11 protein-coding genes are annotated in these 13,670 nt (G+C 59.7%); 5 read left to right on the plus strand and 6 right to left on the minus strand.

All coding sequences use genetic code 11. The features are described 5' to 3' along the window. Positions 1 to 208 precede the first annotated feature (208 nt). The 5 genes from LA304_RS03515 (at position 209) to fdhA (ending at position 6,362) form a co-directional block, all read left to right on the plus strand. Positions 209 to 1,309, plus strand: a complete 1,101-nt coding sequence (locus tag LA304_RS03515) for an ABC transporter ATP-binding protein (protein WP_224501737.1) — start codon at positions 209 to 211, stop codon at positions 1,307 to 1,309. 93 nt (positions 1,310 to 1,402) lie between these two features. Further along, entirely contained in the window at positions 1,403 to 2,488 is a 1,086-nt protein-coding gene (locus LA304_RS03520; RefSeq protein WP_224501738.1) for an ABC transporter substrate-binding protein, read from the plus strand. Positions 2,489 to 2,710: 222 nt separating this feature from the next. Further along, positions 2,711 to 3,958: an ABC transporter permease gene (locus tag LA304_RS03525; protein WP_224501739.1), complete on the plus strand. Its 1,248-nt coding sequence runs from the start codon at positions 2,711 to 2,713 to the stop codon at positions 3,956 to 3,958. A 12-nt stretch (positions 3,959 to 3,970) separates the two neighbouring features. Further along, positions 3,971 to 4,909 carry an ABC transporter permease gene (locus LA304_RS03530; RefSeq protein WP_224501740.1) on the plus strand — a complete coding sequence of 313 codons (939 nt, stop codon included), beginning with the start codon at positions 3,971 to 3,973 and terminating at the stop codon, positions 4,907 to 4,909. Positions 4,910 to 5,174: 265 nt separating this feature from the next. After that, complete coding sequence (gene fdhA, locus LA304_RS03535; protein WP_224501741.1) at positions 5,175 to 6,362, plus strand: formaldehyde dehydrogenase, glutathione-independent; 1,188 nt, start codon at positions 5,175 to 5,177, stop codon at positions 6,360 to 6,362. A 51-nt stretch (positions 6,363 to 6,413) separates the two neighbouring features. On the opposite strand, the gene LA304_RS03540 is transcribed toward fdhA, so the two are convergent. The 6 genes from LA304_RS03540 to LA304_RS03565 form a co-directional block, all read right to left on the minus strand. Then, a complete protein-coding gene (locus LA304_RS03540) occupies positions 6,414 to 6,869 on the minus strand; it encodes a cyclophilin-like fold protein (RefSeq protein WP_224501742.1) in 456 nt (151 codons plus the stop codon). A gap of 118 nt (positions 6,870 to 6,987) precedes the next feature. Next, the gene (locus tag LA304_RS03545; protein ID WP_224501743.1) at positions 6,988 to 8,397 is read right to left on the minus strand and encodes an L-serine ammonia-lyase; all 1,410 of its coding nucleotides are present in this window, start codon (positions 8,395 to 8,397) and stop codon (positions 6,988 to 6,990) included. Positions 8,398 to 8,511: 114 nt separating this feature from the next. Then, positions 8,512 to 9,780, minus strand: coding sequence for a serine hydroxymethyltransferase (gene glyA, locus LA304_RS03550; protein WP_224501744.1), 1,269 nt, complete (start codon positions 9,778 to 9,780; stop codon positions 8,512 to 8,514). Positions 9,781 to 9,798: 18 nt separating this feature from the next. Beyond that, positions 9,799 to 10,353: a sarcosine oxidase subunit gamma gene (locus tag LA304_RS03555; RefSeq protein ID WP_224501745.1), complete on the minus strand. Its 555-nt coding sequence runs from the start codon at positions 10,351 to 10,353 to the stop codon at positions 9,799 to 9,801. 13 nt (positions 10,354 to 10,366) lie between these two features. Further along, positions 10,367 to 13,360, minus strand: coding sequence for a sarcosine oxidase subunit alpha (locus LA304_RS03560; protein ID WP_224501746.1), 2,994 nt, complete (start codon positions 13,358 to 13,360; stop codon positions 10,367 to 10,369). Continuing rightward, positions 13,357 to 13,659, minus strand: coding sequence for a sarcosine oxidase subunit delta (locus LA304_RS03565; protein ID WP_224501747.1), 303 nt, complete (start codon positions 13,657 to 13,659; stop codon positions 13,357 to 13,359). The genes LA304_RS03560 and LA304_RS03565 overlap by 4 nt, the downstream gene beginning before the upstream one ends. Positions 13,660 to 13,670 lie beyond the last annotated feature (11 nt).

Consider the following 13,670-nt stretch of genomic DNA (forward strand, 5'->3'; position numbering starts at 1 on the left):
TTTATGTAAATTGGCATTTGTGCATATATAATTGCCAATGTGTGAATTGCTGCCGTCGCCATCTTCGCGAGCGCCGCAGTTTTTCCTGTTGAATGACGCATTCATTCTGCCAGCAAAATTTCCCTCTACAGATACTCCCCGAAAATCTCAGCCACACCGCAAAACGCAGGGTGGCTTAACAATAAAAAGCTCAGGGAGAGTTTGGGTCATGGTGGGATCCCGCGACGACGCGTTCGTGTCTTTCGAACATGTACAGAAAAGCTACGACGGCGAGACCCTCGTGGTGAAAGACCTCAATCTGCAACTGGCCAAGGGCGAATTCCTGACCATGCTCGGGCCGTCGGGGTCCGGCAAGACCACCTGCCTCATGATGCTGGCAGGGTTCGAGACCGCCACCCACGGTGAGATTCGTCTCGACGGCAAACCGATCAACCAAGTGCCGCCGCACAAACGTGGCATCGGCATGGTGTTCCAGAACTATGCGCTCTTCCCGCACATGACCGTTGGTGAGAACCTGTCTTTCCCGCTCGAAGTGCGCGGCATGGGCAAGTCCGAGCGTGAAGCGAAAATCAAACGCGCGCTCGATATGGTGCAGATGGGCGCCTTCGCGAACCGTCGTCCGGCACAGATGTCCGGTGGTCAGCAACAGCGGATCGCACTGGCCCGTGCGCTCGTGTTTGATCCAAAACTCGTCCTTATGGACGAACCGCTCGGCGCGCTCGACAAACAGCTTCGCGAACACATGCAGTTCGAGATCAAGCACCTCCACGAAAGCCTCGGCATCACTGTTGTATACGTGACCCACGATCAGGGCGAGGCATTGACCATGTCCGACCGCGTGGCCGTGTTCAACGATGGCCGTATCCAACAGCTCGCGCCGCCCGCCGAACTTTACGAGCGTCCGCAGAACAGCTTCGTCGCGGGCTTCATCGGCGAGAACAACAAGCTCGCCGGTGTGATTGAGGACATCGATGGCGACCGCGCCGTGGTGCGTCTCGAGAACGGTGAGCAGATTGATGCAACGGCAGTGAACGTAAAAGAGAAGGGCGAAAAGACCCTCGTTTCCATCCGTCCTGAGCGCGTCGAGTTCAAACCGGACCTGATCCCGGCCGGTTCCCACACCATCGACGCCCAGATTCTCGAGATCATTTACATGGGCGACATCCTGCGCGCCCGCATGCGCGTCGCCGGTAATGACGAGTTCGTCATGAAGTACCGCAACACGATCGACCAGACCCAGCTGACGCCGGGCCAGCATATCCGCATCGGTTGGAACCCGCTCGACGCGCGCGCGCTCGACATGATCTGAGTTTTCTTCGCTCCGGCTTTCGGGACCGGAGCGAGGCACTACAAGCACGGCTTGAACCCGTGCGAATTATCCTGATCCAACATGGAGAAAATCATGAACAAGAAGACCCTTTTTGCCCTGACCACGGCACTCGGTGGCCTCGCGCTTCCGGCTCTCGCCGATGACATCACCATCATGAGCTGGGGCGGGTCCTACGCCGCGGCTGAAAACGAAGCGTCTTACAAGCCGTTCACCGCAGCAACCGGCATCGGCGTCGTTTCTGTGGATGCAGACAACCCTGCAACCCCGGTGAAAGCTCAGGTAGATGCCGGCAACGTGACCACCGACGTCGCTCTGTTCCTCCTCTCCGACGCCGTGCGTCTGTGTGATGAAGGCCAGCTGATGCCGATCGATCCGACTGTTCTTCCGGCTGGCGTCGATGGCACCCCGGCTGTGGACGACTTTATCGAAGGCACCCTCACCGAGTGCATGATCCCGAACGACATCTACGCAACTGCAGTTGCCTATGATGCGTCCCAGTTCGCTGAAGGCGCGGCACCGTCCTCCATCGCCGACTTCTTTGACACCGAGAAATTCCCGGGCAAACGCGGCGTTCTCAAGAGCCCGAAAGTGGTTCTGGAAATGGCTCTGATGGCTGATGGCGTTCCTGCTTCCGAGGTTTACGACGTGCTCGACACCGACGAAGGTGTGGATCGCGCTTTCGCGAAACTCGACAGCATCAAAGACGACGCAATCTACTGGGAAGCTGGCGCACAACCGCCGCAACTTCTCGCTGACGGTGAAGTCGTCATGACCATGTCCTACAACGGCCGTATCTTCAACGCCGCCGTCAACGAAGGCAAACCGTTCGAAGTTCTCTGGGACGGTCAGGTCTTTGAGTGGGAAGGCTACGTGATCCCGGAAGGTGCTCCGAACGCAGAAGCTGCGCTTGAGTTCATCAAGTTCGCGACCATGTCCGAGCAATCTGCTCACTTTTCCGAGCGCATCTCCTACGGTACGCCGCGTAAATCCGCTGCTCCGCTCGTGGGCAACGTGCACGGCACCGATATCCCGATGGCGCCGAACCTGCCGACCTACCCGGACAACATGACCAACGCTCTGGCGTCCTCCGCTGATTTCTGGGTGGACCGCGAAACCGAACTCGGCGAGCGCTTCAACGCGTGGCTTCTGGCCAACTAATCCCCTCACGGGATTGGAAAAAAACTGCCGGGTACTCCGTCCCCTTGTGCCCGGCAGACCGGCGAAAGAGCTTTTACCTCTGCTTTTTCGCCGGTCCCCTGAATTCTGACGCGTGTTCCGACACGCACGTCAACAGGTTGCACGGTCTGCGACCGTGCAGCTTTGGCACCCAAAGAATAATAGGCCGGGAAAAGCCAGGCCCAATGAACGATAGGATAGAGGATGTCTGACGTTGCTTCTCAGTTGACCACCGCGGATGGGCGCCCGCTCAAGGCCGCGCTGGCGTCGGCTCAGGCCCGGGCAAAACGCCGCGCGTTTTTTCTGGTGCTGCCCCTTTTGCTGTTCATTCTGATCACCTTCGCTGTGCCGATCGGTCAGATGCTTCAGCGTTCGGTTTATAACGATCAGTTCTCCAAATCCGTTCCGGCCCTGACGCAGTGGTTCGCCGAGAACCCCAAAGGCAGCGCGCCGGATGAAGCGGCTTTTACCGCGCTGGCGTCTGATCTTTTGCTCATGAAAGAGACGCGCGCCGCAGGTGATGCAGGAACACGGATCAACTATGTGGTTTCTGGCACGCGGTCGATGTTCACGAAAGCCGCCCGTGGCGCTGACAAGCTCGAGCCGCCCTACATGGAGACATTCCTCGATCTCGACGAGGATTGGGATGAGCCGCAGATCTGGAACGCAATGCGCTCTGCCGCGAGCCCTTGGACGCTCGACTTCTATACCATCGCCTTTGACCTCGAACGCGATGCGGACGGCAAGCTGCAAAAGGTGGATGAGAACCAGCGCGTCTATTTCCGCCTCTATATCCGGACCTTTGTCCTTGCGAGCGTAATCACCGCGATCTGTCTCGTCCTCGCATTCCCGATTGCCCATCTGCTCGCGACGCTGCCGATGGCGAAGGCGAACCTCCTGATGATCCTCGTTCTTCTGCCGTTCTGGACTTCGCTTCTCGTGCGAACAACGAGTTGGATTGTGCTCTTGCAAGGGCAGGGCGTCATTAACTCCGTCCTCGTCGCCCTCGGAATTATCAGCGATGATGGCCGGATCCAGATGATCTACAACCAGACCGGCACGATCATCGCTATGGTCCACATCCTGCTGCCATTCATGGTGCTGCCGCTCTATTCCGTCATGCGTGTTATCCCTGTGAGCTACACCCGTGCCGCGCGCTCCCTCGGTGCGACGAGCTGGACAACCTTCCGCCGCATCTACCTGCCGCAGACCATTCCCGGCATTGGTGCTGGTGTGCTGTTGGTCTTCATCCTCGCGGTTGGTTACTACATCACTCCGGCGCTCGTCGGTGGTGCGGATGGTCAGCTGTTCTCGAACATGGTGCAGTTCCACATGACCAAAGCAAACTGGTCGATGGCGGCCGCTCTGGCGACCATGCTTCTGGTCGGCGTGCTCGTCCTCTACTGGCTCTACGATCGCCTGATCGGCATCGACAAACTGAAACTCGGTTAAGGAGAAAGACGAATGGCTCTGCCTAGCTACGCTTCCCCGCTCGAACGCGCCTGGCACTACGCATATCTGGTGATCTGCGCCATGGTGTTCTTTTTCCTCATCGCGCCGATCCTCGTGATTGTCCCGCTGTCGTTCAACGCGGAACCCTACTTCACCTACACGGAGAAGATGCTCAGCCTCGACTCCGAAGGCTACAGTATGCGCTGGTATGACTCGCTTTTGACCACGGGCATGCAAGCCGCTGAAGCGGTGCGCGACGGCGCATGGTGGTCCGACCTGTGGCACAATGCCGACTGGGTGAAAGCCGCGAAGAACTCCGTGATCATCGGGTTCTGGGCGACGATCCTGTCTACAGTTCTCGGAACGCTGGCCGCGCTTGGCCTTGCACGTCCCGAAATGCCGTGGCGCCGGACCATTATGGCGATCCTGATCAGCCCGATGATCGTGCCGATCATCATCGTCGCGACGGGGATGTTCTTCTTCTACTCCAACCCCTGCGCCATCGTTGGTCTCGAATGCGGTCGTCTGACCTCCACCTACACTGGTGTCATTCTGGCCCACGGTGCACTGGGTATTCCCTTCGTGATCATCACTGTGACGGCGACGATGTCGGGCTTTGACCAGTCCCTGATCCGCGCCTCTGCGAGCCTCGGTGCCAACCCGCGCCGCACGTTCTTCAAGGTGGTGATGCCGCTCATCCTTCCGGGCGTCATTTCGGGTGGCCTGTTCGCATTCGTGACCTCCTTCGACGAAGTGGTTGCCGTGCTCTTCATCGCAGGTCCGGATCAACAGACGATCCCGCGTGAAATGTGGAGCGGTATCCGCGAGCAGATCAGCCCAGCGATCCTCGCTGTTGCGACGATCCTCGTGGTGATCTCCATCGCGCTGTTGACCACGGTCGAATTGCTGCGTCGCCGGTCGGAACGTCTCCGCGGAGTGGCTGCGCACTAAGCGCGACACCTTCTCAGACCTAGTGACCTCAAATCTGATGCGCGCCTTCCCGCCGAGGAGGGCGCGTTTTTCAATGTGGCGCAGATGTTCTGCCGTTTTGCCTCATCTCTACACGCGTCGAACGAGGCGGCGCTGTCTCCTGTTTGAACGCACTTCCGCATCGCGGGAGATGCGGCGTGATCCGTGCCGGGAGGACGGCTGGATCAGCGAAACACACAAAACAGACCGTGCGGAGCCGATCCCCGCGGCAATTGGGAGGAAAATCATGAGTTCCAACAGAGGCGTTGTCTACATGGGCCCCGGCAAAGTCGAGGTTCAGAACATTGCAGACCCGACCATGGCGGCCCCGAACGGGCGCAAGCTCGATCACGCGGTCATCCTGAAAGTGGTCTCCACCAACATCTGTGGGTCTGACCAGCACATGGTCCGTGGCCGCACAACCGCGCCAGAGGGTCTCGTCCTTGGCCACGAGATCACTGGCGAAGTGATTGAAAAAGGCTCCGACGTCGAGATGCTGAATGTCGGCGACATCGTCTCCGTGCCGTTCAACGTCGCCTGTGGTCGCTGCCGCTGCTGTAAGGAGCAGGACACGGGCGTCTGTCTCACCGTGAACCCGGAACGTGCCGGTGGGGCCTATGGCTATGTTGACATGGGCGGCTGGGTCGGCGGTCAGGCGCGCTATGTCATGGTGCCCTACGCAGACTTCAACCTGCTGAAATTCCCGGACCGCGATCAGGCGCTTGAGAAGATTACCGACCTGACCATGTTGTCGGACATTCTGCCGACGGGCTTCCACGGGGCTGTGAAAGCGGGTGTTGGTGTTGGCTCCATCGTTTACGTCGCTGGTGCTGGCCCTGTTGGTCTCGCGGCAGCGGCCTCTGCACAGATTCTCGGCGCAGCCGTCGTGATGATCGGTGACTTCAATAAAGAGCGTTTGGATCATGCGGCGAAAATGGGTTTCGTGCCTGTCGATCTGTCCAAGAGCGACCGTCTTGGCGAAATGATCGCCGAGATCACTGGCAGCCCGGAAGTGGACGCCGCGATTGACGCCGTGGGCTTTGAGGCGCGTGGGCACGCAGGTGGCGAGCAACCGGCTATCGTTCTGAACCAGATGATGGAAATCACACGTCCCGCAGGCGACATCGGCATCCCCGGCCTCTACGTGACCGAAGATCCGGGCGCTGTGGATGATGCTGCCAAAGTCGGAAGCCTGTCCCTCCGCTTCGGCCTCGGCTGGGCGAAAGCGCAGAGCTTCCACACCGGTCAGACCCCGGTTCTGAAGTACAACCGTCAACTCATGCAGGCGATCCTGCACGGCCGCCTCCCGATTGCGGACATTGTGAACGCGCAGGTGATCTCTCTCGAAGACGCCGCGCAAGGCTACGAAGCGTTCGATCACGGTGCCGCGAAGAAATTCGTGCTCGATCCGCACGGGATGCTCAAAGCGAGCTGATCTCACGATACGTGGCACAGAAAGGGCGGCCCCGAGGGCCGCCCTTTTTCATCAGATCATTTCAATCCGCACCGGATACTCGCCCTTGTGCAACAGAGGCGTTACCGGGCCTTCGAGGCGCCCGAGCCGGATCAGGTCATTTCGGAAGGTGTAATCATCGTGGAACAACGCCAGATTGCCCCACCCGAGAAAGTAGCAGAGATCACCCGGCGCCTCGTCACTGAACGACTCAAATCCGCCCTCGTCGAGACGGCGGGGCAGGTGGACGATCTTCTCGTTGGTTGAAAAATCTTGAATCGTCAGCGCCACCGGCAGCATGGAAATCAGGTCCCGAGTGGTGGGGTTGTCCGTGAGGCGATAGATCACCTCTTGATCGTCAAATTGAACTCTCATCCGCATCACCTGCTGCGCACGGGCGCGGGCAGGGATCAGTGCGGGGGTGAGCGTCGATGCGGCGGCAGAGGCGAGGAACCCTCTGCGGGACAGGAACGGCTTTTGGGGTGGCATGAAATCTCCGGTGGCTGTTTCTATCCGATCTAGGTCCGTGTGGGGCGAGTTCTAGACTGGCCCAAAGAAAAACGCGCGGGGGATGGCCTCCGCGCGCTTCTGTAGTTTGGTGGGGCCTTTAGCACTCCGGCAGGTTCACCGCGATGCCACCGGTCGACGTCTCTTTGTATTTGAGATTCATGTCGCGCCCTGTCTCCAGCATCACTTGGATGCAGTTGTCGAGCGGCATGAAGTGTGTCCCGTCGCCGCGTAGCGAAAGTGACGCGGCAGACACCGCCTTGATCGCGCCGAGGGCGTTGCGTTCGATGCAGGGCACCTGAACGAGGCCCGCAGCCGGATCGCAGGTCATGCCAAGGTGGTGTTCAAGCGCGATCTCGGCAGCGTTTTCGATCTGTTCGTTTGTGCCCCCCAGAACCGCACACAGACCCGCAGCCGCCATTGCAGCAGCAGAACCGACTTCGCCCTGACAGCCAACTTCGGCTCCGGAGATCGAGGCGTTGTGCTTGATCAAACCGCCGATGGCCGCCGACACCAAAAGAAAGTCGCGTAGCTTGGTCGAGGACGCGCCCATGCAATGGTTCAGGTAATACCGCATAACCGCAGGAACCACGCCCGCTGCACCATTGGTCGGAGAGGTAACGACACGCCCACCAGCTGCGTTTTCCTCGTTCACAGCCATCGCATAAACGCTCATCCAGTCGTTCGCGACGTGCGGGGCGGAGGTGTTCAGTCCGCGCTCGGCTTGGAGCTGTTCATGAATGCCCTTGGCGCGTCGCTTGACCTTGAGGCCGCCGGGCAGGATGCCTTCTTGGGTGAGGCCACGATCAATGGAGCTGTTCATCGCATCGATGATCCGGTCGAGCTTGGCCTCCAACTCTGCGCCGTGCACTTTGCGCTCGTTGGCGCGTTTCATTTCGGCAATCGACTTGCCGGAGGAGAGCCCCATTTCAAGCATCTCTTTCGCGGTACCGAACGGGTAGGGGTAGGCCAGAGCCGCTTTCTCGTCGTGCAGGCTCAGGGTTTCGTTTTCCTGTGCTGCAAGCTCTTCGGCAGTGACGACGAAACCGCCGCCGATCGAATAGAAGGTGCGTGTCTGATACAGATTCCCGGCCTCATCGAAAGCCTTCATGATCAAACCGTTCGGGTGTCCTTCGAGCGCAGGACCGTAGTCGAACACGATGTCTTTTTCCGGATCGAAATCGAGCGTGCCGATCCCGTCGACATCAACGGTTTTCTTTTCCCGAACCTCGGCCTCGATCTCTTCGATCCTGTCCGGATCAAGGGTGTCCGGCGTGTATCCGCACAGGCCAAGCAGGACGGCACGGTCTGTGGCGTGCCCTTTGCCGGTAAACGCGAGAGAGCCGTGAAGGCTCGCGCCCAGACGCGCAAGTTTTCCGGACCCCGGAATGTTGAAGTTCCTGTCGTGGAGCTCATCAAGGAAACGAGCCGCCGCGACCATCGGGCCAACTGTGTGAGAGGAGGAGGGCCCAATGCCGATTTTGAAGACGTCGAAGACGGACAAGAACATGGCGAAGCCTTTCGCAAAACGGGGCCCGCGCAGGAAACGACAGGCCCCTTAAGTCAATCAGAGATCGACCCGGTTTCGTATGTGCGGCACCCCCAAAGAGATGCCGCGACAAGATCATTCACCGTAGATCGGGAACTCGGCGCAGAGTTTCTTCACTTCGGCCAGAACTTCGGCTTCCACAGCCGCGTCGCCTTCCGGGTTCTCGGACAGAGCGTTGAGAACCTTGAGAATGAGCGAACCGATCTGTTCGAACTCGGCCTCTTTGAAGCCGCGGGTGGTGCCCGCAGAGGTGCCGAGACGGATGCCGGAGGTCACGAAGGGTTTCTCCGGATCGTTCGGGATCGAGTTTTTGTTGCAGGTCAGGCCTGCACGCTCGAGCGCGATCTCTGCCACTTTGCCGGTCACGCCTTTGGGGTGCAGGTCGACGAGAACCATGTGACAGTCGGTGCCGCCGGAGACGATGCCAAGACCGCCCACTTTGAGCACATCTGCGAGCGCTTTTGCGTTTTCGATGACTTGCTCGGCGTAGTCGGCGAAGGACGGCTGAAGTGCTTCACCAAAAGCGACGGCTTTCGCGGCGATGACGTGCATCAGCGGACCGCCCTGGTTGCCCGGGAAGACAGCAGAGTTCAGTTTCTTCGCAATCGCTTCATCGTTCGTGAGGATCACGCCGCCGCGCGGACCGCGCAGGGTCTTGTGCGTGGTGGAGGTGGTCACGTGAGCGTGCGGCACCGGGTTCGGGTATTTGCCGCCAGCGATCAGACCGGCGTAGTGCGCCATGTCGACCATCAGGTATGCGCCCACTTCGTCGGCGATCTTGCGGAAGCCTTCGAAATCGATGACGCGCGGGTAGGCGGATGCACCGGCAACGATAAGTTTCGGCTTGGTTTCAAGCGCCTTCTCACGCACCTTTTCCATGTCGATCAGGTGGGTTTCAGGATCAACTTCGTAGGAAACGACGTCGAACCATTTGCCGGACATGGTGACAGGGGAGCCGTGGGTCAGGTGGCCACCGTGAGCCAGGGAAAGACCCATGATACGGTCGCCCGGCTGGAGCAGTGCGAGGAACACAGCCTGGTTCGCCTGTGCGCCGGAGTGCGGCTGAACGTTTGCGAACTCGGCACCGAAGAGTTTCTTCAGACGGTAAATGGCGACGGCCTCGACCTTGTCCACGAATTCACAGCCACCGTAGTAGCGTTTGCCGACATAGCCTTCGGCGTATTTGTTGGTCAGAACAGAGCCCTGAGCCGCCATCACGTCCGGGGACACGATGTTCTCGGAGGCGATCAGTTCGATCTGGGTCTGCTGACGCTCCAGTTCCTCGCCAATGGCGGAGGCGATGTCGGCGTCTGCGATCACTGGTTTTTGCAGGCGGTCAAACATGCGGATGATCCTTCAGGTTCAGGCGAGTTCGGCCGCGAGTTCTTTCGCGCCGGTCTCAAGGGTTGTGGCAAGGAAGGGGGCGAAGCTGTTCCAGACATCCATGCGGAAGCTGGTCTCGGCATCGCGCCAAAGAACGACGGTTGCACCGTCAAAGAGGGTGCGGCGGGCTTCGCCGACCTTGATGCTGGCGATGTCACGCGGAGTTGCGATGCTCAGCAGATCGACCGCCTGCGGACCTTCAATCGTGAAGGTCACTTCGCGTCCGGTGACTTCGGTCATCGAATGCGGCAGGGACGGGTAGAGGGCAGCGAGCGCGTCCTCTACCTTTTCGATCTGGTTGAGAGACACCAACAGGGTCCACTCGTCCGGGCCGAGGCAGGCGACTTCGATGCCATCTGCCTTTGCGCAGGTGCCGATCTTGGTCGGAAGCGCAACGCCGATGGCATTGCCAACTGCCGCGAGATCACCACGAGCGCGCAGAGAGATGCGCCCGATGAGTTGCGAGACGGCCACTCGGGCAGCAGCGGTGTCCACCACGACCGAGGGGGCCAGAGAAGAGATATGCTTAGACATGTCTGACCTCCAATCAGATTTTCAGGCGGCTGTTTTCAGGATCGAAGAACACGGTCCCGGTGATTTTTGCGGCGATGGTCCGGTCAGGCATCGGGATGTAGACGGTTTCGCCCATCTTCGAGTGACCACCTTCAACAAGAGCCAGAGCGATCGGGCGACCGGTCGTGCCTTGGTTGTAGGAAGAGGTCACGTGGCCCACCATCTTCATAGGAATCGGCTGCTTCGGATCAAAGACGATCTGAGCCCCTTCTTCGAGCCAGGAGTTGTCTTCGGTCAGAAGGCCAACGAGCTGTTTGCGGTTCGGAGCCACGAGGTCCGGACGTGCAAGGCCGCGCATACCCACGAAGTCGGCTTTCTTCTTGCCAACGGCCCAGTCCATCCCTGCGTCCGCCGGGGTAACGGTGCCGTCGGTGTCCTGACCGACGATGATGTAGCCTTTCTCGGCGCGAAGAACGTGCATGGTCTCGGTGCCGTAGGGGGTGATGTCGTATTGCTGACCCGCCTCCCACAGTTTTTCCCAAAGATCGCGACCATAAGGTGCGGGCACGTTGACCTCGAAGCCGATCTCACCGGTGAAGCTCACGCGCCACAGACGGGCAGGGTAGCCAGCCACGGTGCAGTTCACGCAGGACATGTGCGGGAAGGCTTCTTCGGTCAGCTCGATACCTTCGACGAAGGGGGCGAGCAGCTTGGCAGCATTCGGACCGTTCAGGGCGACGGTGGACCATTGCTCCGTGGTGGAGGTGAGCCAGACGTTGAGGTCGGGCCATTCCGTTTGGAGGTAGTCTTCCATCATGTTGAGGACACGTGCCGCGCCACCAGTTGTGGTGGTGACGTGGAAACGATCCTCTTCAACGCGCGCAATAACACCGTCGTCGCGGATGAACCCGTCATCGCCCAGAAGCAGACCGTAGCGGCATTTGCCCGGCGCCAGTTTCAGGAACGGGTTGGTATACATGCGGTTGATGAACTCGGCGGCATCGGGGCCGACGACTTCGATTTTGCCGAGGGTAGATGCGTCAAAGATACCAACGGATGCACGGGTCGCTGCGCATTCGCGCGTCACGGCCTGATCCATGGTTTCGCCCGCTTTCGGGAAGTAACGCGCACGGCGCCACTGGCCGACAGGTTCGTACACTGCGCCATGCTCTTCGGCCCAAGCGTCGATCTGTGTCTTGCGGACGACTTCGAAGTGCTCGCCGCGGTGATAGCCCGCGAACGCACCGAAGGTGGTCGGCGTGTAAGGCGGACGGAAGGTTGTGAGACCCACCTGCGGTTGCTTTTTGCCCAGAGCGTCAGCAGCAATGTTCAGGCCGTTGATGTTGGACATCTTGCCCTGATCGGTTGCCATGCCGTTCGTGGTGTAGCGTTTAACGTGCTCGATGGAGCGCATGCCCTCGCGAACAGCGAGACGCAGGTCTTTTGCGGTCACGTCGTTCTGGAAGTCGACAAAAGCTTTCGCTTTGCCCGGGCTGCGGTCGGTCGGCAGTTCGCGCATCATCACGCCGGAGCCAGTGCGGTCGTCTTCGACGCTGTATTCGGACGCAGAGGAGCCGATGCCGAGTTTGGCGAGCGCTTCGCCAACGCGGGCGGCACCGTCACGCAGTGCGGCTTCCACACCCCAAAGGCCACGGGAGGCCCCGGTGATCACGCAGTCTTCCGGCGTGTCTTTCGGGAGGAACGTGGTGAGATCGTCGTCCCAGGTCAGGCTGCCCTTGGTGTGTGAGAAAAGGTGCAGGGACGGGGTCCAACCACCGGACATCAGGAGCGCATCACATTTGATCCACTGACCTGCGCCGACATTGGTGCCGCCGGAAACCGGGTTCACGCGGACGTTGTTGACGCGCAGACGGCCACCAGTTGCAGTGACGGTGTGCGACAGTTTCACCGGAATGCCACGGGCGCGGGCTTCGTCCTGAAGGTCTTGGCGGACTTGCGCACGGGTGTCGATGATGGCCTGAACAAAGGCACCGGCATCTTGCAGGTCGAATGCAGCATACCAAGCGCTGTCATGCGAGGTGACAACGGCAGGGGTGTTACCGACCTTGACGCCATAGCGGTTCAGGAAGGTCTGGGCAGAACCGGCGAGCATGACGCCCGGACGGTCGTTGCCGTGGAAGACCATTGGTTTTTCCAGAGCACCTTGAGCCAGAACAACCTGTTTCGCACGCACGCGCCACATACGCTCCCGCGGCGTGTCTTCAGGCAGAGTCGGCAGGTGGTCGGTCAGCTTTTCGACCAGCGCGATCAGGTTCTCATGGTAGTAACCGATCGCGGTCGTGCGGGTCATCAGCTTGACGCCAGCGGCCTGCAGCGCAGCCAGCTCGTCTTCGAGCCAATTCCAAGCGGCTTTGCCGTTGATCTTGGACTGGGGCTCGGACAGCAGCGTGCCACCCATTTCCGGGTTCTCGTCGACGAGAATGACGGAGAGGCCTTTGCCGGCAGCTTCACGCGCAGCGGCGATACCGGCAGGGCCAGCACCGACGATCAGCAGATCGCAGTAAGAGTAACGCGACGCGTAGGTATCCGGATCTTCTTCGGTCGGAGACACGCCCAGACCGGCAGCCGCACGGATGAACGGCTCATAGACTTTGTCCCAGAAGGAACGCGGCCACATGAAGGTTTTGTAGTAGAAACCAGCCGAGAACATCATGTAGGCGGCGTCGTTGACGGCACCGACGTCCCATTTCAGGCTCGGGAATTTGTTCTGGGACGTCGTTTCGAGACCTTCCCAGATTTCCTGAACGGTGGCGCGGGTGTTCGGTTCGAACCGACCCGGTCCACGACGCGTACCGATGAGTGCGTTCGGCTCTTCGGAACCGGCAGCTATTGCACCACGCGGACGGTGGTATTTGAACGAACGGCCCATGAGGTGTACGCCGTGCGCCAGCAGAGCGGAGGCAACGGTGTCGCCTTTCAGGCCGGTGTAGGGCTTGCCATCAAAGGTGAAAACGACGGGTTTCGAGGAATCGACACGCCCGCGTCCGCGAAGACGATACTTGCTCATTTATCTTCCTCCAGAAGCGTTGCGAGATCCGGGCGCGGTTCGCCGGCTTTGTAGGTGATGTAGAAACGGTCGGTGATGGTGTTCCGCACCGCGTTAAAGAAACGGCCGCAGCCGTGCAGGTGTCGCCAGCGTTCGAAGTGCGGACCTTTGACGTTTTCGCGAAGGAACAGGAACTCTGCCCATTGTTCGTCGCTTTGCTCCGAAGGGCTCAGCGGACGTTCAATGTGGGCTTCGCCCGCATAGGCGAATTCCAGTTCGGGAAGCGTTTCGCCGCAATAAGGACAATGAATCTGGATCATGTCTGGTTACT

Source organism: Celeribacter litoreus, from assembly GCF_020165855.1.
Classification (GTDB): domain Bacteria; phylum Pseudomonadota; class Alphaproteobacteria; order Rhodobacterales; family Rhodobacteraceae; genus Celeribacter; species Celeribacter litoreus.